Genomic DNA, 20384 nt, shown 5'->3' with positions numbered 1-20384 from the left:
TATTTGGCTATCCAGGATACAGAAAGGCGATGGACTAAGGTAATGCGCAATTGGGGTACAATATACTCACAGTTGACTGTCTACTTTGGAGAACGGGTCACAAATTACTCTTAGGAGGATTTGGAGTTTACACAGTTAACTTGACGGTCTCCACAAAGCGCAACTTATTGCCCTGCCAGGTGACCTCACCATCTACCGCTGGAGTCATCTTCAAGTCTACATCGCTAGGCTTTGCAGCAAACTCTATTTCGATGGGTGTATAGTTGAAAACCTGACTTGCTCCGTTCTCCGGAAAGACACCAGTGATTTCGGCCAGCGCCGGAACGCAACATACCATACTCAAAAGAAATGTTACCACGAGTAATGATTCAAACTTAAACTTCATTATTTCTTGCCCTCCTCATATTGTGTTGGTTGATTATCTTGTTTTTGATATTACCGATACTCCTGTAGTACTCCCTCTGCTAATCGCACAGCCTCACGGACGGCCACAGGGGCACTGAGCTGACCAAGGAATCCTCTCTGCAATAGTTCCGCTACGATACTGGTCGCTTTTGCGCTAACCGGTCGTGCGAATGATCGCATGGCCTCTTGCGCGAGCCCAATTAGTTCTACGCCTTGAACACCTAGATAATTTCTCATGTTTTCCATCCAAGGTCCCATATACGATATTCTCGCAAACATTCCGGTCGAATCCGATCGAGGCGTTGCTTCCCCGGCTAAGAACTTCACAAGTTCCCATGCCTCATCTTTATGAGCACCGGTTGATGAAACCCCTGTGCTGTGGAAAGCGATCAGATTGGTCCGATTGGTAACCCCCTTCGGAAATGGAACTAGACCAAGCTGCCAATTGATGCCCTGGGCTCGAATTAGTTCAGCAGCTGATATCCACCAGCTTAGCATTCCAGCATCACCGCCAGCCAAGGCATCCCACCAATCTGCTTTGAAATGTCCACGTTGTGCCGTTGTAACGAAAGCCTTCTCTTCCTGAAGAAGCGAGACCAGCACTTCAATACCTTCCAACGCCTCTGGACTATCCAAAAGACAATAGAACCCATCATCAGAGAAAATTCGTCCCCCATAGGCCCAAACATATGGTGCAATGAATTCTAACTGATTAGTTTCCATGTATACTCCGACTGTGTCCAAACGCCCGTTAGGGTTCTCAGTGGTGAGCTTCCTTGCTGCATCAATCATGGTTTCTATAGACCAATTGCCTTGCAGGAACTCTTGACTCGGTAAGGCCAGCCCCTTTTCCATGAAAAGATCGTTGTTGCACAGAATAGTCATCAACTCAAGTCCGCCTGGCAATCCATAGATGACACCGTCCCTTTGATGGGCTTCTAGTGCACCAGGCAGATAATCCGAAATATTAACTTCGTCCTGATCTCGTTCGATTAGCTCATTTAGTCCAGCCAAAGCGCCGACTTCCAGCAAATCATAGAAAGACCAAAACGGTACCGGCAAAACGTCGGGTAAGGCACCTCCCACAGCCCATAGTGCGACTGCGCTAGTATATCCTAAAGTCCCACCTTCCACATACCGATACTCCACTTGAATCCACGGGTGCTTCGCTTCAAATTCAGCAATAACATCCTTCATATCATCAGGGTGGGCCCAGCCCGCCATTACTATTGTTGTCCTCTCGTTGCCAAAAGCTGGGGCCGCTGCCAACAGCGTGATACACAATAGTATACTGATACAAACCATTTTTCGCATAAATTCACATCCTTTTGCGTTTCAACTCTAGCATCTTAATTTCATTGTTTGTACCATCATTGACCCTTCAGTAACTTCTTATAGGTGTCCCATTGCCCATGCGTGTCTATATTTACTACCTCGTGCAGAATTATACCGTCCAAACCCGAGGTCTGTGCCTTGAGGATCATCTCCGAGACAACATCGTCAGTGAAGGAACGGGTGGGTTCGGAAGTCACCTCAGAGACATCATCGGGCCAACCCCAAGACCATAAGGTTAGCCAACGATAAATCGGTATGTGCCATGTCAACCTGGAACGGAAATACTCGGGATTAGCTGAGTCAGCCTCAACTTCAATATAGGGCAAGATGTGTTCGGGGTCATTTCCGGTAGCCATATCACCTCCTATTACGAGTTCATCGATAATTCCTTCTTCAACCCATCGTTTCCATTGGTAGAAATCCTTGTGCAGACCCCCTAGTCGATTGGCAATTCGTCCGTTCCTTTGCCAGGAAACAGCTACCTGTAACTTCTGGCCTTGGTTATGAACTCGCTCGGCAGCCGCAGCCAGAAATTCGGTGAAGAAATCCCCCTGCACCTGAGAAAACCTTTCCAAGCTATAGTAATCCGGGTCTCTTGGATCTCCCCCATACAACTCTTTGTATCTTTCGATAACTGGTTCATTGAACCCATATTCAATCTGCCGTTCATCAATATTGGAGTGGGTTCGAGTAGAAAAGAAGACTCCATCAGCACCATAGGCGAGAATTTCGTTAAGATGGGCAAGATGGTAATCCACTACCTCTTCGTACCCAAAACAATATACTCCCCATAGGGGGTCATGGCCGTATTTGGACAATAACTGGTAAAATGGATTGTCCATAGAGAATCGGCTTTGCCGTCTGGTATCCCCTTGGTACACTGGACCCGCATCATCTAGTGGAGTAAGCCAGGCATAGATCTCAATGCCGGCTTTCCTTGCCGCGGCAACTGCTACTCCGAAGGGGTCATAAAGTTTAAGTGTAGAAACCCAGATCGGTGTAATGTCCGCTTGCTCCTTGACCGTTGAGGGGATACTCGTTTTACCACATACCGCTATCCTGAAGTTAACTCGAGTAAATCCGTGATCCGCCGCATGATAAATCAATTTCTCCAAATCCCAGGGCGAATAAAATCTCCACCTTGTTCCGACAAATTGGCCCGCAAATGGACAGTGAATCAGGTCATGGAAATCAATATTAAGAATTGCGGTAAATCCTCCTTCACCAGTCGTGCTTGAAATACTTTTCTCATATCCCGCCATGCTCACACCTACTATTACAAGGATTATACGCATCACATAGACTGTCCTCCGCCCGGAAAACATTGCTAGACCACCTCAGACTTTTGGGATACTACCCCGGGTCTCAAGTCAAGAGAATTCGACTATAATCCTGCTTTGATGAACACCAGGGAGATTTGCTCATACGGTTGGTGCTGACCATTCTCAAATAAGCATCCAATTCCCTCGCTGTTTGGCCAAACACACAGATCCGAATAGGCGGCTGGTCCTTGATAAATCACTTGGCTTTTTTCCCATGTACGACACCCATCAGAACTCAATCTGATAGTGAGATCTTTTCGTTCAGTGCCAGCAGGGTTCGCAAAAAAGACATATTCATTGTTGATCCCAAAGGACACTACGCTTGCCTGACACCTCGGTTCAATCAGTTCACTCCATGCTAATCCTTGAAAACTCTCGCCGCGATCACTGCTAAAAGCAACAGCCCGCTTGTAATTATCCACTGAACGGCAATTTAGATACAACCTACCATCAGCAGTCTCGGCAACTGTAGACTCGTTAGTACCCGGTCCAACAGTACCTCCTGTGTTCCATGTCTGTCCATGGTCGTCGCTGTAGATAATATGAGAGTAATACCGATTAGGATTCTGCTCAGGGTTTGCGCCCAAAACATGATCGCAGGGGACTATTAGCCGGCCACAACTCAACCGGATCCCGTGACAGGGTCCGGTAGCATACCACGTCCACTCAGGGTCCTTAACCGAGTCTGTGATTTCCTTAGGCTTATCCCAACTAATACCATCATCTAAACTACGTGTCACCCAGATTGTACGGGGAGCCTTTCCTTGAAGAATAAGTGGTTCCCCGCCCTCAGCGTCATTTTTACAGGATAACAGCCATACAGTCCCCGTGGTTTTGTCTACAACCGGAGCAGGATTACCAGCAGTATCGCCACAGCCATCAACAACAACCTGAAATCGGCTCCAGTTCTGTCCTCCATCAGCGCTTCTCCTTAGCAATATGTCGATTGCCCCGGCATCACCAGACTCGTTTCTACGTCCCTCGCAGAACGCCAATAGAGTGCCATTTTCCGTTGCAACTATCGCTGGAATCCGGTAGGTATGATACCCGTCTTGTCCTCCGACAAACAGGTCCTTCTTCCAATGCATAATATCAATCCTTCGAAAACAAGTCTAAGTGGTAGTATTACTGCACTGCGGCCCTGAGTTATCATCAAATCCAAAGGGCGCAGTAACATAGTTTTTGCAGACTCCTTCATTCGAAAGATAACTTTTCAAAGCTGAAATCCAGGGGCCTCGCTCGTATATACGCATGAGATCCAGTACGCGTTTCTGAATGCTGTAGCCGCCTTTCACATCGCCCTTTTGTGCCGCCTGCCAGATACCTACACATTCCTTCGCGGCAATGTTTGCAATACCGGGGATAATGCCATCTGCGCCTGAGAGGGCACTTACCATCATCAGTTCTTCACAACCCTGTAGCAAATTCGCTTTGAATGCTCCCTCTTGCTTCAGAAACAATAACCGTTGAAAGTCTATGTATCTACCCGCTGAATCCTTTACCGCATGGATATTATCATGCTGAGACACATCCTTTAGTAACTCGGGTGTTAGATATACATGGTTATTCGACGGTATATTGTAGACAATCACCGGAAACGGACTGTAATCCGCAATCTCGGTGAAGAATCCGCTAAGGCCTAGCGATGAGTAGTTGAAGTAGGCTGGTGCCGTAATGACAACCCCATTAATAGAGAATGCACTTAGCTGATCGATCTTCTCCTTAACCTTACCTGTACCGTTTTCGCTAATTCCAACGTATACTGGTAGGTTATTACAGCAAGCCAGACTCTTTTCAACTAGAGGAAAGTACACTCCGTCAGTTAGATTAGCTCCTTCTCCCGTCGAACCGGCCAAGAATAGTCCATCAACGCCATCTTGAATCAGGCGTTGAATCAGACTTTGGAGTGAAGCAACGTCAAGCTTTCCATCCAGATCCAATGGTGTTACTAATGGAGGGATGACTCCTTTTATTCCCATGACAAACCAATCCTCCAATTAACAAAATATTAAACATCATACGTATTATGTTATTCGACACACCGCCCTCTTTTCCTTCTGTCAACGTCGATTTGTTTTATATATCCATCAAACTTGTTTCTTCGATGCTGCCTGTATAGTGCTCTTCAAAAGCCTCGTCCAAAGCGGACATATTGCCACTGTTTATGGCATCGTACAAGCGTTGATGCCTGTGATATCGTATCTGTAATGCCTCTTTGGAATTATCCTGTGGAAATCTGCTTCGCAAATTCCAGAAGAGCTCTAGAATCATCAGTAACACACTGTTATCTGCAAATTCGGCTAGAATTCGATGAAACGCAATGTCCTCTTCGATCAGTGTTTCCCCATCGTGGGCCTTTCGCTCCATTTCTCGAACGCACTCACCAAGGTTATCCACCATTCTAATCACTGTTAGCTCTTCACGAAAGACAGTAACACAATTAGCTGCCTTTTCCATGCAGTAGCGTTCTAGAATTCGACGTACTTCAGTCACCTCTCGGAAATCTTCTTGACGAAGCATGAGGCTAAGTGGAAGCCCACTTAACATATCTGCGGCATTGGGCTTTTTGAGAAAGGTACCCCGCCCCGGTTCAATACTGACAACACCAAAGACTTCAAGTAACTTCATCGCCTCTCTTACCGCTGTTCTACTAACACCGAACAGTTCGCAGAACTCGGGTTCAGTCGGCAACTGATCACCCGGTTTAAGAGAATGTTCAATAATATAGTCTTCAATTGCTTTCCGGACTTCCACAAAAACCCGTGAATGTCGTCCTAACGAATTAGCTGCCATTTTATGCACCCTTTTGGAGAATCCATCATACGTCTTATGTATCTATGTTCTTTACTAATGCAGAAAATCCTTCTTGCTCGGATTACACCAACTTCATCCACCAGTGTTCTATTGTGTTATGATACCGTCCGTCGAAGGTTTCACAATCAAACGGTCTGAACTCTACCTCATCTCGTCTAGGTGACCTTCTGATATCGTCCTTGAAAGCTGGGGTAAAAAAGAAACCCTTATTACCAAGGGTTTGAAGTGGTGCCCCGCCTGGGACTCGAACCCAGGACGCCCTGATTAAGAGTCAGGTGCTCTGGCCAACTGAGCTAGCGGGGCAGGAATATGGTAGCGGCGACTGGACTTGAACCAGTGACAACACGGGTATGAACCGTGCGCTCTAGCCAGCTGAGCTACGCCGCCATGGTTGCGGGAGCAGGACTTGAACCTGCAGCCTCCGGGTTATGAGCCCGACGAGCTACCAATTGCTCCATCCCGCGTCAGCAAGGTTCATTATACCCACGATGATTCTAAAAGTCAAGGCTTACACGCACGTTTATTCTCAGTATCCCGCATCACACTAGCTATTGCTTACTGTTACGCGGTTAGACGCGCTCTTGGATGCCGAAGTAATCCAATTACGATACCCCAGTGAAGTACTGTCAATAGCACCCAAGAATACTTTACAAGGAAAAACAAGGAACCGTAGCGAAATGAGTAACGTAAATGGGGTGATGTAGTTGGTTTCCAAGACATACCTTAACGAGATCATTGATGGCAAGTTTCTCGAAAGATTGCTCAGGTCCTTTAGCCTTGCTACTGGTTTGGGTGCAGAGATCATTGATCACGAAGGCGTCCCTATCGTCCAAAAACCTAGTACTAACGATTGTCATTTCTGCCAGTTAGTACGCGCCACAGAAGAGGGAAACCAGCGTTGCCTTACCGCCTTCCGAAAAGGCGGCTACCAGGCGAATATGCTCGGTGAACCATACATTTTTCGTTGTCATGCTGGACTAATTGAATGGGTTGCTCCAATCACCATCGACGATATCCACGTAGCCTCCATTACCTGTGGGCAAGTAGTCATGTGGAATCTAGATGATATCGCATATGAGGAGTTGATCAGCCGTACCAAAGATCTGCCTATAGAACGCTCCGAGTTAATGGAAGCCGCTAAGAACCTTCGGGTCGTCTCTGGCCCCAATGTACAAGCCGCAGCGGATCTTCTTTTTGCCGTGGCCAACCAAATTATGCAAAGCAGTGCCATCACTCTAAAACAACGGCGCGAAATACATCACCATCAAGCTCGCCTATCAGAGGTCATCCATGAACAAAAGCAAATGGAAGAAACCCTACAAAAGCTGCAAGGTAGAGCACAGCAGAATATTTATCCCTTCGAAAAGGAAAAAGAGTTGCTTGGTGCGGTACGGTTCGGAGATCGAGTGCGAGCAAGGGAAATACTTAATGAGATCTTAGGAAACATCCTCTTCGTAAATGCTGGTAACCCCGAAGTTGTCAAAGCAAGGATTTTAGAGCTGCTGATAATGCTATCAAGGGCCGCCGTTGAGGCCGGTGCTAGCTTGCAGACCCTACTCACGTTAAACTGCCATCATCTACAGCAAATACAAGAGATTGAACCCATTGAGGAACTATGTACGTGGATCGTTCGGGTTCTTGATCAGTTCCTGGACGTAATCTATGAGACAAGGAATGTAACGACAGCAAAATCCCTGCAAAACGCAATTGAGTACATTAACGAAAACCATGCCGAGGACCTGTCTTTGGAAGTCGTAGCTCAAGCTGTGGAACTTAGCCCATACTATCTAAGCCATCTATTTAGCGATGAATTGGGAATCACCTTCTTGAACTACCTCACTAGGGTACGAATGGAAAAGGCAAAATCGTTACTTTTGAACACAAATATGACCGTTCAGGAAATCGCCTACGAAGTTGGATACAATGACCCAAGTTATTTCACGAAGGTATTTAAGAAACTAGAAGGAAGGACTCCTACCCAATACAGGAGTTAATGGTGGTGCCGGGGGCGGGAATCGAACCCGCACGGCCTAAATGGCCAAAGGATTTTAAGTCCTTCGCGTCTGCCAATTCCACCACCCCGGCATGCGAAACTACCGACGAGACATATTGTACTATAGCAATACGAAATCGTCAATAACCCGAGAAAACATGATCGGGACTTACCTTCTACCTTGTAACCAAAGTAGAGCACCTAGCATAATATCATTGGTACTAATCTGGACCTCCTCCACTTCAAAATGCTGCATTACTGCCCGTAGAATAATGGCACCACTGAAGATGATATCCGCCCTTTCACGGGGTAGACCAGGAAGGGCCGTTCTTTCTGATACTGTCAGCCGGGCCAATCGATTGATCCACTTATTCAGTGCCCCTTCGGTAAGGAAACTGCCATGAATCATCTTAGAATCAAATTCCCTTAGACCCAGTTCCATACTTACTAAGGTGGTGGCTGTACCACCCACTACCACCAGCGGATTCTTGGATTGGGGAAGCTCTATTAGCATGGCCATCACCTGCCGTACTGCTTGGTCTATCTCGTCGGATGTAGGCAGATCACCGGAGAGGTAAGCCTCATGGAGGCGCACTGCACCGATGTCTATGCTGGTAAAGTGTTCATCTAAAACAAACTCAGTGCTGCCTCCTCCAATATCCACAAGATTTGGTTTGGGAAAAGCTCCGTAGGTAGCACCTGTATAGCTCCATTTTGCTTCCTCCTTGCCACTGAGGATCCTGATCCTTCGCTTGGTTGCTTGCTGAACACACCTACAGAATTCCTCTTGATTATCTGCTGAACGAACCCCGCTAGTGGCGAAGATGACTACCTTTTGGACTCTAGATTCCTCAGTTACCTTAAGAAACTCCTGGATAACTTTGATTGTTCTTGACATCGCATCATTTGTGAGTCTGCCTTCCTGTAAGCCTTCTCCTATCCGAGGGTATCGAATATCCTCATGAATGGGCCGCACATTACAGAGGTTTTCGGCAATTAGGAGCCGAGTTGAATTGGTTCCGATTCCTATGCTGGCAGAACGTGTTGGGGAGCAAGATTTGCACTTAATTAGTTCCCATACCCTTCTACCCACGGGGTTCTCCCCTCCGGCTAGGAAATGAGCTAAGTGGGCGTGCAAGCATTTGACCCCGGGACCTCTAATCCCAGCTATCCCGGAGTCTTTGAGAACAACGTATTGGTCGGGATGCCTTTCTAAGAGAGTCTCCCATTCCTTTGGACTAAGCAATGACTGCCGTAGGGTACTATAGTCCTCATGTGCCTTCTCTAAGGCCTTGGCAAAATCCGTATTACTAGCCGCTAGCTCTGTCAATTGGGCTATCATTCCTGTACTCTCTAGGCGGCTTACTTCCTTAACAAGATGGGGACAGGTAAGCCAATAAGTAGTAGGAAAGACTTGGCCTGGGCCTAGCATTGGCTTGGTGATTACCACTTGGGGGCAGTCAAACTCGCAACGTCGCACGATACTGTGGAGTCCCCTCGGATGCCTACCCAGCTGCCATTTGATGGTCTCAAAGTCACGCTTTTGCATTTTGCCCTCCATTCAAACAAAAAACTGCCGAAAGGCTTGTCCGAAACAAACCAAAACTCGGCAGTAATATCATCGCAAGTAGAACCCAAGTGGGTTAGAAGTTTCGTCCACCACCCCGTCCGCCGCGCTTGGAATCAGTGGCCCTTTTGAGGTCACTTTGGCGTTTATCACTGTCCTTTAGGAATTTGCTCAGCCTATCCTCGAATACCTTTTGGTCTTGTCTTGAATGACGTCGGGGGGTTTCTTCGACGCGCCTGAGTGAAAGCCCGATCTTCCCATTTTCAACATTGATTACTTTTACCTTGACAACCTGTTCTTCTTGTAGAAAGTCTTTGATGTCCTTCACGTAAGCATCGGCTACTTCAGAAATATGGATTAATCCCGTTTTCCCATTACCAAGTTCCACAAAAGCACCGAAATTAGTAATGCCCGTGACTTTCCCTTCGACGACGCTACCCACTTCAATTGCCATGCTAAAATAAATTCCTCCTCATAGATTTTGGCCATAGTGGGCATACACTAGGCTCCATATTAATTATAATGGGATCCTCCAAGGTGTGTCAATAGACCCACAAAGAGTCGGTCTGGGTATTCCCATGGTCCCCGTAGTAAATGTCTTCACCTGTTGTCTTGATGGCGAATTACAGAGTATACACCCCATCACGCATTGGCTAGTCCTGCCTAATGCCAGATGTCTAGTAACATGTGGGATTACTCATCGCTTTCTAAGGGATCTGCAATACGATAGACTGTCTCCCCTGGCTTAACCAATCCAAGTTCACGCCGGGCAATCTCTTCCACAGTCTCATCATCCTCAAGTAAGGCGATCTCATCTAAAAGAACACCATTACGCAGGCCCATCACATGGATTTCATGCTCAATCCGCTCAATTTCTGCGCGAAGATGACGGATCTTGGCATAATTCCTGATAAAACTGGACGCCAAAATCCCCAACAGCAGCAAAACCAACACCACCAGAAAGAACCTTGGCTTGATGCGTATCTTGGCCATCCCCTTATCCGTTGGTAAAATCCCCTGATTTCTATACAAAGCCCGTCCACCCTCACTTGGCTGTCGTAGGGTATTCCTTCTCCGTTCCCCTACGTAATCCCTGCTTACCTTCTAGACCCGGATTCGAAATAATTTAGGTAGGCGGAATCTCGCCTTGGGCAGGCTAAAACGAAAACGTCCACAAAAGCCGCGTAGCCATCTAGGACGACGAAACACTATCAGTCTACCACTAAATAGCGCATAAATCAGTCGTGGCACCAGCGTAACAAGGAAAGTTACTAGTCTACTTACAAACAGGGTAAATCGCCATAGAACATTAAAAACAGTGAGTAATACTCTAATCACAATCTTACTCAGAAGCCACCAGTATAGCACCAGGCCCAAGAGCAGCCCAACGAGGGAATATAGCCTAAGCTCACCCCAGTTTGCCACCAGCAGAAAAAACAATGCGATCGGCGTAACTAATAGCCAGAATAAGCAATCGGTAATCCAGGTGATGGCCTTTCCGGGTTTGCAGAGTCCCCTCAGCACCCGATACCAATCGAAAAGCAATCCCAAGGCTGCACCACCAAGGATAATGATAGTAATTGCATAGGCCTGATCAGCTAATGATTGCACAGCATTGCCTCCTCAAGAAGCTGCTTCAGCGAAAGAGTCTGCCTAGAAAGGATTTCCCCTTACTTGCAGAATGATCAGGAACGTATTCTACCGTCGTGACTAATCCTTGCACCATTAGATTACCACTTTCCAGGTTTAGTTCCTTAATATTGAGATCCTCACCCTTAATAAGCATGTTACCGTTGTCGGTTCCTATCGTAATCTCGTTTTCATCAAAACTATCCACGTTGGTTACACCCTCAACCAAAAGCACTTCTCTATTCCTGAGAATGAACTGATGTTTTTTCCTTACCTGCGTCTGCGTTTTTTTATCCTCCATTGTCGACAACCCTCCTAGGTCCAGGTAAATTGTGCCGTTAAATAATATGCTGTCCCTAGGAAATATATGCAAGATGTCCACCTGCTGAATTGTACTAGTCCATGGAGGATTGATGAAAGGGCGGCAAGTTACAGTCCGCCCTGAAGAGGGTTAGTCCCAAAGTTTTTTGATTTCTATATCTTTGAAGAAGAAGTCTACGATCTCCTGTGGAGTATAGCCGTCCTTTGCCAGTTTGTATGCATCCCACTGGCTCAGCCCCACCCCATGGCCGAAGCCCTTGCCTGCAATCATAAGTTTACCGTCTTGAACTCGAAACTCGTTAACAAGAGCGGACTTCATTTCCATAGCCCCTACTGCAATGCGGAAGTCATTTCCGGGAATCGTGGTCTTCTTGCCATTGGAATGGGTTACCTCAACGGCGGTTACCCGTCCGGTGTTCCCCTTTTCCTTAATCTTGACATCTTCAATAGGTCCACTTACTCCGGCGTCTGCCAACTTTTCCTGTAGAGTCACCAGATCAATCTCCGTCGTCCATGACTTCACATCTTCAGGCGCGTATTCATTCGTGGGAATCCTGACACTCTTAATGTACGCCGGTTCAGGTTCAGGATAGTTTAGTCCCTCCTTGGCGGTAGCCGTGATTCCGCCACTATAGGAATGGAACCAAGCCCTGACATACCTATCATTAAAGGTCATCACTTGTCCCCGGGTGGAATTCACTGCTTCCTCAATAGTTGGTGTAATATTGTCCGCATTATATGCTTGAGCTTCCTCCTCGTTCGTTGTTACATCGGTTCCATACTTATCTTTTGCTCCACCTTGACTCATGTAATGCATGGTAAAACTACGGGCTAGAATTGCCTGTGCGGCGTAGGCCTCCTTAGGCCAATTTGGTTTCATCTCACCGGCCACAACCCCCATGATGTACTCTTCAATGGGCATGGTCTCCGTCTTTCCAGTTCGATGAAAGTATACCGACACCTCAGGCTCCTGATCGAATTTCTGAGCACGATCGTCTGGCTGCTTGGGTGATGAGCTCATCAGTAAATAGACAGTACCGGCAATTAGGAGCAGACTAGCCATTTGTAGAGCTTTTTTCCAATAACCTTCCATTTGGTACCCCCCTTTTTGACTATACAAGGTTATTTTCCCATGAAAGTACCAAAATATGCAGCAAAAAACTCCGAAACAACGTTGGCTAGCAGGATTTGGGAAGTGGATGGCGAATAAGTTACCGAAGCGCTAGTACTTCAAGGAGGGACAAGGATGAATAAAGGTGAATTAGTCGCAAGTGTTACAGAGAAAACCGGATTAACCAAAAAGGCCGCTTCTGACGCCGTTGAAGCTGTTCTTAGCTCCATCGGTGAAGCGTTGGCTAGTGGTGAGAAGGTAACCTTGGTTGGTTTTGGTACCTTTGAGGTTAGGGATCGTGCCGCCCGTAAGGGTGTTAATCCCGCAACAGGTGAACCAATTGACATTCCTGCGACTAAAGTTCCAGCATTCAAGGCTGGTAAACTACTTAAGGATGCCGTATCTGGCAAATAAGTACCTTTCCTAGGGGGGCTAGTTGCCCCCTTATTTTTCGTTTTCTTTGGCTTTTTCCCAGAATATATCCATTTCTGCTAAGGACATATCGCTGAGGGATTTTCCTGATTGAGCAGCTTGGGCTTCCATCGATAGAAAACGCTCTTGGAATTTGTCTACAGTATGAGCCAAGGCGATCTCTGGATCAATGTCCAGGAATCGACCGAGATTGACCAAGGCAAACAGTACGTCCCCAAATTCCGCTTGAACTTCTTCCTTATTGGCATTACCCAAGGCAACAATAAGCTCACCCATTTCCTCAAACACCTTACCCGCTGGACCGTATACATTAGGCCAGTCGAAGCCCAGAGTCCGGGCGGACTCCTGTATGTTTTGGGCCTTACGTAACGCCGAACGACTGGTGTTCTGCGGTTTTTCCCTTTGCTTAATCTCTTCCCAGTTTCTGAGGACTGTTTCGACATTGTCGGCAGATATCGCACCGAAGACATGGGGATGACGTCGCATCATTTTCGTCGTAATCCCTTTGACCACATCATCAATGTTGAAATACCCCGCTGCGGCAGCCAGTTCCGCGTGAAAGACAATCTGTAGTAAAACATCACCTAATTCCTCACAGAGGTTATCCATATCACCACTGTCAATGGCCCCAATAATCTCCTCGGTCTCCTCTAAAAGATACTTCTTTAGGGAATGGTGATCCTGTTTGCGGTCCCACGGGCAACCCTCCGGGCTCAAAAGTCGTTTCATCACTGCTACAAGATCGGCCAAATCATAGTAGGTTCCCGTACTAACCTTCGGTAGGTACACCGAAGTCAGGTGATCTAGCCACTCAAGGTTATCCAATTTATAAAGGGGGATCCGCTCAATCATTTCAATTTCAGGTATCCCCGCCCCTCGGATTACTACGATTTCATGTTCATCGGGATAGATATCCATAAGACGGATTTTCAAGTCCGATGCAACCAAACGATCGTATACTTGCATAATCAAGTAGCCCTGATTAGGCCGGAAATTCTGCCGCTTTGCCGTTAGGGCATTGACCAACCGCACTTCATCCCCAGTAACCTGCAACGCAGGCCAGATCACATCGGTAAAACTCATACTGGGAATCACCTTGGTAGGTACTTGCCGTTCTCTGGCTTCTTCTAGAAGCAGTTCCACCGTTTGCTCTCCAATAAGAGGATGACCGGGAACCGCATAGGTCACATCCTCCTCTTTCAGAAGACAGGTGACAATATGTTGGTAGACATCGTCAAAACAGTCCTGAGATTCATATACTGCGTCAAATGTATTAAACTTAATACCCTTTTCCTCTAGTGATCTGGCGGTGGGATGTACCGCTGTTCTCAGCCATAGGTTTTTCGCTGATTGCAGTGCTTCCCAAGCCTCAACGGATAGCTGTCCCAAGGTGCCTGGCCCAAGGCCCACGATAACGATCATAACCCTCTTCCTCCCCAGCAAGATGGCTTGTCCAACAAATACTCCTTCAGCTTTCCATTTGTCTTCCCAGAAATCCTGCCGCAGTCTTGACTAGTTTTAGCTCAACCTCACCCACCGGCTCCCCTACAGTTGCCGAGGCGATAATCACCACTCCGACCGGATCACCCCCTGCGATAATCGAGGCGGCAGCCATGGTGCTAACCTGCCAATCACTCTCCTCACCCTCTACAAGGTCCAGTTCCTCATCAAAGCCAGGTCCTGCAAGGATCGCAGCGCGTTGTTCCATAATCCTTTCCAGCTGCTTGGTCACATGATTGTCCTTCAGGTGCCCAGACATGGGGCCCGCTACTGCAATCACCACGTCACGGTCCGCAATGACAGCTATTTTATCAGTATTTTCGTACAGCGAATCCACATACTCCTGGGCAAAGCTACCCAACTCTGCTACTGGGGAGTATTTCTTAAGAATGACCTCCCCGGTCCGATCGACGTAGATCTCCAAGGGATCCCCCTCGCGAATTCGTAGGGTTCTTCTGATCTCTTTAGGAATCACCACCCGCCCAAGATCATCTATCCTTCTTACGATACCCGTTGCTTTCATTGGTTAACCTCCTCAACCAAGTCACAGATTTTCTGTTGCTGCCCTGGGGTTTGCCATAGCCTTCCAAACGATAGTATACACGAAGTACAGACTCCTTATTCCTTACTCACCACTGGCCCGAGGTAGAGAATCTCTAATGTTCATACAGATTCTTGTAACCACCTCTAGCAATTCGTCCTGATTAAGCCCCGGCCTGATCCTGATCAAAGGTGAATTACCATGGACCACAGTAACCTTTCCTCTGAACTCCTCAACGCAAGCCCGCAGACAATCAGCAGGAATCTGCACATCCGGAAGAAACCTAAACACTACATGACGTGCCTCCTGGGCAATGGAGTCCACTCCGATCTTTTGGGCAATCGCCTTGATCAGAGCAACCTTAAGTAACTTACCTACCGACGGTGTCACCGGCCCATACCGATCCTCAAGCTCTACGGTAAACTCATCTATATCACTTTGGCTTTTGAGTCTGGCGATACGTTTATAGATCTCAACTTTCTGGCGGGAGTCGTTGATGTACTCATCATCAATGTAGGCATCCACCGCAAGGTCAAGCACTGGCTCGTGGGGTTCCTCTTCTATCTCACCGGAAAGCTCCGTAATTGACTCCTCAAGTAAACGACAGTATAGTTCAAACCCAACAGAAGCGATGAAACCATGCTGTTCTGCTCCTAGAATGTTCCCCGCCCCCCGAATCTCCAAATCCCGCATGGCGATCCGAAAGCCAGATCCAAGATCCGTAAACTCCTTAATCGCTTGGAGACGTTTCTCCGCATCTTCTGTCAACACCTGGTCCTTTCGGTAACAACAGTAGGCATACGCGATTCGATTGGATCGTCCCACCCGGCCTCGAAGCTGGTAGAGCTGAGAAAGGCCAAATTTGTCGGCATCATAGATAATCAGCGTATTAACATTGGGGATATCCATACCCGTTTCGATAATCGTCGTACAAACCAACACATCGTATAGCCCATTCATGAAATCAAGCATTACCTGTTCTAGTTCCCGTTCCCCCATCTGCCCGTGGGCCACTGCAATGGAGACCTCGGGGATCAACCGGCTTAGCTGTTCGGCAATTCGTTCAATCCCCTGTACCCGGTTAAAGACAAAATAGACCTGTCCGCCCCGCGCCTTTTCTCGTAAAATGGCATCTCTAATGGTATCTTCATTGTACTCCACAATATAGGTTCGAATCGGATAGCGATCCTCAGGCGGAGTCTCAATCACACTCATATCCCGGACACCAACCAAGGCCATGTGCAAGGTCCTCGGTATTGGTGTAGCAGATAAAGTAAGAACATCTATACTCTTACGCAGCTGCTTGAGCTTCTCTTTCTGCTTAACACCAAAGCGTTGTTCCTCATCAATAATAACAAGTCCTAAATTCTTAAATTGGACATCCTTGGATAGCAGACGATGCGTGCCAATGACAATGTCCACACTACCATCCTTAAGACCTTTGATGGTGCCTCCTTGCTTGCTTGCGCTCTCAAACCGACTCAGCACCTTCACAGTCACTGGAAACTTGGCTAGCCTAGCGGTAACTGTTCGGTAGTGCTGTTGGGCGAGAATAGTCGTGGGAACCAACATCGCCACTTGAAATCCATCCATCACTGCCTTGAAGGCGGCCCGTAGTGCAACCTCTGTTTTCCCATAGCCCACGTCTCCACAAAGCAGTCGATCCATGGGTCTAGGCTTTTCCATATCGTCTTTTACTTCCTTAGCCGCTTTAAGTTGATCCGGAGTCTCCTCAAACTCAAAGGCATCCTCAAATTCCCGCTGCCATACAGTATCTGGAGAGAAGGCATTTCCCTTAACCGTTTCCCGGGCCGCATAGAGTTCCAGTAGATCCTTTGCGACCTCTCGGACGGATTCTTTTACCTTCCGTTTCACCTTGGACCATTCAGAACCACCTAGTTTGTTAACCTTTGGACTAACTTCATCACTGCCCCCGACATACTTCTGTAACAAGCTAACTTGATCAACCGGGACGTATAGTACATCTTCTCCGGCATATTTAACAACTAAATAGTCTTTATGGACACCGCTAACACCTATGGTCTTTACACCAGTATATTTGCCAATACCATGATTGACATGAACAACATAATCCCCTTCGTTGAGTTCATTCCAGTCGCGGATCCGCGTGCCCTTAGGACCCCGCGTGCCCCGAACCTTTTGCTTTGCTTTGCCTTGGATTTCCGCATCACTAAGTACCAATAGCCGCGTCAGGGGTAAATCAAAACCTGCCTCAAGATAACCACTTGTAACAATCACGTTCCCCGGCCGAATCTCATCCTCCGGTCGCAGCACGAAGCGGGCGGGAATCCCCTCTTCAATCAGCCACTCGGTCATCCGCTTAGCTCGACCTTCCGATGAAAGAGCGAGCAAAATGGAGAACCCCTCTCGTTTTGCTCGCTCCAACTCCTGGGTCAATAATTTGATCTTACCGTGAAACACATCAGGCAAGCGAGAGGAAACGTTTATTGACTGAGTAGGTGACATCCCAGGTACTCGATGGGCTAATGTAGAGAAGTATACGACACGCCCGTGTTGAAATCGTTCAAACAGATCAGTCCAAGGACAGAACATCCTAGCCTCCGCTGGCAGCGCCCTTCCTTTGGCAAGACCATCTACGTGCTGCTCCATGTATTCTTTCTCAATGGTTTCCATACTCTCGTAGACACGGCTTGGTTCATCCAAAATACAGATCTTCTTCGAGAAGTAATCCAACAAAGTAGCCTGATTCGGGTAAAAGTAAGGTTGGTACTGCTCCAGGGACGAATCATAAACTCGGTTCTCAATGTACTCAATATGGCGCGCTACCGTCTGTCTTAATGTATCCGCGGTTGACTCCTTTGCTCTGCTTAAGCGTAAGGCCTGCTCAGAAACTGCCTTGTTAATCTCGATCAACGCATCCTTTTTCAATCGATCCGGCATGAAAAACTCGCGGGCCGGAGTGATATACACCGTTTGGTGGCGTTTGTATGAACGCTGATCAATTTGATCAAACTCTCGGATTGAGTCGATCTCATCATCAAACAGCTCAATCCTGACCGGATTGGAGAATGTGGGGCAAAAGATATCAATGATGCCACCCCTTAAGGAAAACTGCCCGGGGTCTTCAACCAAGTCCACCCTCTGGTAGCCACCAGCAATAAGTTTCTCGATAAGCTTATCTAGGTCAATCGCTTCACCCTGTGTTAGATTCTCGCAATAGGAACGAAAGACTTGGGGAGGCAATAGATAACGGGACAGCGCCTCAACAGGGGCAACAATAATTGATGTCTCTTGACACAGTAATTTACCAAGTACCGCCATCCGCATCGCGCGCAGTTCCGGTTCCGTAACCACCGATTCGTGGGGCATTGTGGATATTGCGGGAAACAATGCCACCCGGTTCGATGTGACAATATTCTCCAAAGTCAAATATATCTGTTCAGCATGGTAGTGGTCTGGAGTGACTACCAAGAACGAAACGCCACTGCCCCTTTGAAGCAGCGCCTGGAACATTGCGGCAATACCTATCACTTTTGATGAACCCGATGCCCCAATAACCATGGTCTCCTTGGAGCCCTTTTGCACCGCTTCGATCACCGGGGCAAACTCTATAGATCTGGATACCACATGTGATAGTCCAGTTAAAGCCACACTGGCTCCTCCTCGTATAATCAATATGTCTATCCGTTATACTTATTCATTGCGGTCTCGATGCCTTCTTTCAACCAACACGACAAGCCCAAAACAGCCTTATCCAGTGCGGGTATAAAAAAGTCAGCCCACTCCCCTTGAGAGGGTTCAGATAATACAAAGTCCCGTCCGACCATTCCTTCGGGAACTGGGCCTATGCCGATCCTTAGACGAGGAAAATCCGACGTTCCCAATGCCTCTATAATCGACTGCAGTCCCCGATGCGACCCAGCACGGCCCTGGGCTCGTAACCGAATGCGACCCGCAGTCAAATCTAGGTCATCATAGACAACAAGCAGCTGCTCCGGCTCTATTCGACGGTTTTTGCACAGACTTAAAACCGACTCTCCACTATTATTCATATAGGTCGTCGGCTTCAACATCAGAAACTTGGTTCCGTTTAGATCTCCTTCGGCCCACCGACCGGAATAACCCCTCCGGTGTATCCGTATACCAACTTCATTGGCCAATTGATCTAAAACTAAAAAGCCCATATTGTGCCTGGTTTTTGCATACTTCTCCCCAGGGTTTCCTAGCCCAACAATGTACTTCATAACGGTTAGTCTTTAGCGCAACGGCTAATTAGCCGTATGCGACCTAACCCTGCACATATCCATGCGCAGGGCTGCCTCCTTACTTAGTCTATGAGTAGAACAAGTCACTAGTGACATTATTCCTCTGTTTCATCATCCTCGGCAGCTTCAACCCCTTCAGCTGCGTCAGCTTCCTCAACATCCTCGTCTTCCTCGTCCTCAACATCCTCGTCCTCAACTTCCTCTTGACTAGGTGCCACGACTGTAACTACCGTTTCATCTAAATCAGTTACATACTTAGCGCCCGACAATTCGTCTAGATCGGCCACAGTAATGATATCGCCAATGGAAAGTCCAGCCACACTTACATTGACTTGATCCGGAATTTGTGTCGGCAGACACTCAATTTCTACTTCCCGCAGAATATGGGAGATAATGCCGCCATCACCGGTAATACCTGTACCTTCATCAACCAACACAATCTCGACGGAAGTCTTGATTTCCTCATCTAGTGCTACCTCATGGAAATCCACATGCACAACATCACCGCGAACTGGATCCACTTGAACCTCTTTAAGCAGTGAAGGCCGAGACTGTACCTGATCGTCAACGGAAACTTCTAGGTTTACCAACTGACCAACGCCCGTATCAGCAAGAAACCGGTTGAATTCACCGTTATCTAGGGTAACCATCATATTCTCTTTACCCTTACCATAGATAATCCCAGGAACACGTCCCATACGGCGGAATTGTCTTGAGGCGCCTTTCCCGGTCTTAGCACGCGTCTGTGCGGTAAGAACCACACCTACCATAGTAAATTACCTCCCTAAATATGCAACGGACACACGCCCGCTTAGTATATCCTAGAAACGTTCACCATATTATATCATTGGGGCATAGGCTGGTCAATAGCCACATCGGGCGCAAGCCCCGTCTTTAGGTTTTAACACCATGATTATTCAGGAGCAACCAAAATAAAAAACATAGGGAATTGGCGCAAATATGCGCCTTTTTTATTCCAAATAATACTTGCAAAAGGATCCTTTTGGGTGTATAATTAATGGTGTTAAATGGTGTTACTAAGGAGGGTAACTTGTGGCATTCTTCCTTAAAAAAACAAACCTCAAAAGGGGTGTCTATCTGCAGATCTATGAGTCCTTCTACGACCGTAGCAAAAAAGGAACGGCTCACAAATCTTACAAGGCCGTT

19 protein-coding genes and 4 tRNA genes are annotated in these 20384 nt (G+C 47.3%); 2 read left to right on the top strand and 21 right to left on the bottom strand.

Annotated features, from left to right (window positions below):
- Positions 1-127 precede the first annotated feature (127 nt).
- The 9 genes from M0Q40_10400 to M0Q40_10360 all read right to left on the bottom strand — a co-directional run bounded on the left by M0Q40_10400 (position 128) and on the right by M0Q40_10360 (position 6340).
- The gene (locus tag M0Q40_10400; protein MCK9223008.1) at positions 128-385 is read right to left on the bottom strand and encodes a hypothetical protein; all 258 of its coding nucleotides are present in this window, start codon (positions 383-385) and stop codon (positions 128-130) included.
- 50 nt (positions 386-435) lie between these two features.
- Positions 436-1719 (bottom strand): extracellular solute-binding protein, encoded by a 1284-nt coding sequence (locus tag M0Q40_10395; GenBank protein MCK9223007.1) that lies wholly within the window; start codon positions 1717-1719, stop codon positions 436-438.
- Positions 1720-1775: 56 nt separating this feature from the next.
- Positions 1776-3035, bottom strand: coding sequence for a hypothetical protein (locus M0Q40_10390; GenBank protein MCK9223006.1), 1260 nt, complete (start codon positions 3033-3035; stop codon positions 1776-1778).
- Positions 3036-3124: 89 nt separating this feature from the next.
- A complete protein-coding gene (locus M0Q40_10385) occupies positions 3125-4150 on the bottom strand; it encodes a glycoside hydrolase (protein MCK9223005.1) in 1026 nt (341 codons plus the stop codon).
- Between the two features lie 24 nt (positions 4151-4174).
- Positions 4175-5041: a dihydrodipicolinate synthase family protein gene (locus M0Q40_10380; GenBank protein ID MCK9223004.1), complete on the bottom strand. Its 867-nt coding sequence runs from the start codon at positions 5039-5041 to the stop codon at positions 4175-4177.
- A gap of 97 nt (positions 5042-5138) precedes the next feature.
- On the bottom strand, positions 5139-5855 hold the full coding sequence (locus M0Q40_10375; GenBank protein MCK9223003.1) for a FadR family transcriptional regulator: 717 nt from the start codon (positions 5853-5855) through the stop codon (positions 5139-5141).
- 247 nt (positions 5856-6102) lie between these two features.
- Positions 6103-6179 (bottom strand) — tRNA-Lys (locus M0Q40_10370).
- A gap of 7 nt (positions 6180-6186) precedes the next feature.
- Positions 6187-6263 (bottom strand) — tRNA-Met (locus M0Q40_10365).
- Between the two features lies 1 nt (position 6264).
- Positions 6265-6340: transfer RNA gene (locus M0Q40_10360), tRNA-Met, on the bottom strand.
- Between the two features lie 240 nt (positions 6341-6580).
- Here M0Q40_10360 and M0Q40_10355 point away from each other — a divergent pair.
- Positions 6581-7870 carry a PocR ligand-binding domain-containing protein gene (locus M0Q40_10355; GenBank protein ID MCK9223002.1) on the top strand — a complete coding sequence of 430 codons (1290 nt, stop codon included), beginning with the start codon at positions 6581-6583 and terminating at the stop codon, positions 7868-7870.
- Positions 7871-7873: 3 nt separating this feature from the next.
- Here the strand turns inward: M0Q40_10355 and M0Q40_10350 are convergent.
- The 7 genes from M0Q40_10350 to M0Q40_10320 form a co-directional block, all read right to left on the bottom strand.
- Positions 7874-7961, bottom strand: a tRNA-Leu gene (locus M0Q40_10350).
- Positions 7962-8038: 77 nt separating this feature from the next.
- The gene (locus tag M0Q40_10345) at positions 8039-9418 is read right to left on the bottom strand and encodes a DUF501 domain-containing protein (protein ID MCK9223001.1); all 1380 of its coding nucleotides are present in this window, start codon (positions 9416-9418) and stop codon (positions 8039-8041) included.
- 94 nt (positions 9419-9512) lie between these two features.
- The gene (locus tag M0Q40_10340) at positions 9513-9890 is read right to left on the bottom strand and encodes a S1 RNA-binding domain-containing protein (GenBank protein ID MCK9223000.1); all 378 of its coding nucleotides are present in this window, start codon (positions 9888-9890) and stop codon (positions 9513-9515) included.
- A 239-nt stretch (positions 9891-10129) separates the two neighbouring features.
- The gene (locus tag M0Q40_10335) at positions 10130-10468 is read right to left on the bottom strand and encodes a septum formation initiator family protein (GenBank protein MCK9222999.1); all 339 of its coding nucleotides are present in this window, start codon (positions 10466-10468) and stop codon (positions 10130-10132) included.
- Between the two features lie 72 nt (positions 10469-10540).
- The gene (gene yabQ / locus M0Q40_10330) at positions 10541-11047 is read right to left on the bottom strand and encodes a spore cortex biosynthesis protein YabQ (protein MCK9222998.1); all 507 of its coding nucleotides are present in this window, start codon (positions 11045-11047) and stop codon (positions 10541-10543) included.
- Between the two features lie 25 nt (positions 11048-11072).
- The gene (gene yabP, locus M0Q40_10325) at positions 11073-11366 is read right to left on the bottom strand and encodes a sporulation protein YabP (protein ID MCK9222997.1); all 294 of its coding nucleotides are present in this window, start codon (positions 11364-11366) and stop codon (positions 11073-11075) included.
- Between the two features lie 150 nt (positions 11367-11516).
- Positions 11517-12479, bottom strand: coding sequence for a SpoIID/LytB domain-containing protein (locus M0Q40_10320; protein MCK9222996.1), 963 nt, complete (start codon positions 12477-12479; stop codon positions 11517-11519).
- A 153-nt stretch (positions 12480-12632) separates the two neighbouring features.
- Between M0Q40_10320 and M0Q40_10315 the strand changes: the two genes are divergently transcribed.
- Positions 12633-12911, top strand: coding sequence for an HU family DNA-binding protein (locus M0Q40_10315; GenBank protein ID MCK9222995.1), 279 nt, complete (start codon positions 12633-12635; stop codon positions 12909-12911).
- A gap of 30 nt (positions 12912-12941) precedes the next feature.
- On the opposite strand, the gene mazG is transcribed toward M0Q40_10315, so the two are convergent.
- From mazG to M0Q40_10290, 5 genes are all read right to left on the bottom strand, one after another.
- Positions 12942-14351, bottom strand: coding sequence for a nucleoside triphosphate pyrophosphohydrolase (mazG, locus tag M0Q40_10310; GenBank protein MCK9222994.1), 1410 nt, complete (start codon positions 14349-14351; stop codon positions 12942-12944).
- A 46-nt stretch (positions 14352-14397) separates the two neighbouring features.
- On the bottom strand, positions 14398-14952 hold the full coding sequence (locus M0Q40_10305) for an AbrB/MazE/SpoVT family DNA-binding domain-containing protein (GenBank protein MCK9222993.1): 555 nt from the start codon (positions 14950-14952) through the stop codon (positions 14398-14400).
- Positions 14953-15054: 102 nt separating this feature from the next.
- Entirely contained in the window at positions 15055-18603 is a 3549-nt protein-coding gene (mfd, locus tag M0Q40_10300) for a transcription-repair coupling factor (GenBank protein ID MCK9222992.1), read from the bottom strand.
- A gap of 29 nt (positions 18604-18632) precedes the next feature.
- On the bottom strand, positions 18633-19196 hold the full coding sequence (pth, locus tag M0Q40_10295) for an aminoacyl-tRNA hydrolase (protein MCK9222991.1): 564 nt from the start codon (positions 19194-19196) through the stop codon (positions 18633-18635).
- 116 nt (positions 19197-19312) lie between these two features.
- Positions 19313-19987 (bottom strand): 50S ribosomal protein L25, encoded by a 675-nt coding sequence (locus M0Q40_10290; GenBank protein ID MCK9222990.1) that lies wholly within the window; start codon positions 19985-19987, stop codon positions 19313-19315.
- Positions 19988-20384 lie beyond the last annotated feature (397 nt).

The sequence above is a fragment of the Limnochordia bacterium genome, assembly GCA_023230925.1.
GTDB lineage: Bacteria > Bacillota > Limnochordia > DUMW01 > DUMW01 > JALNWK01.
Note: the sequence above shows the minus strand (reverse complement) of the source record. Positions and strands in the feature narration are given on the sequence as shown.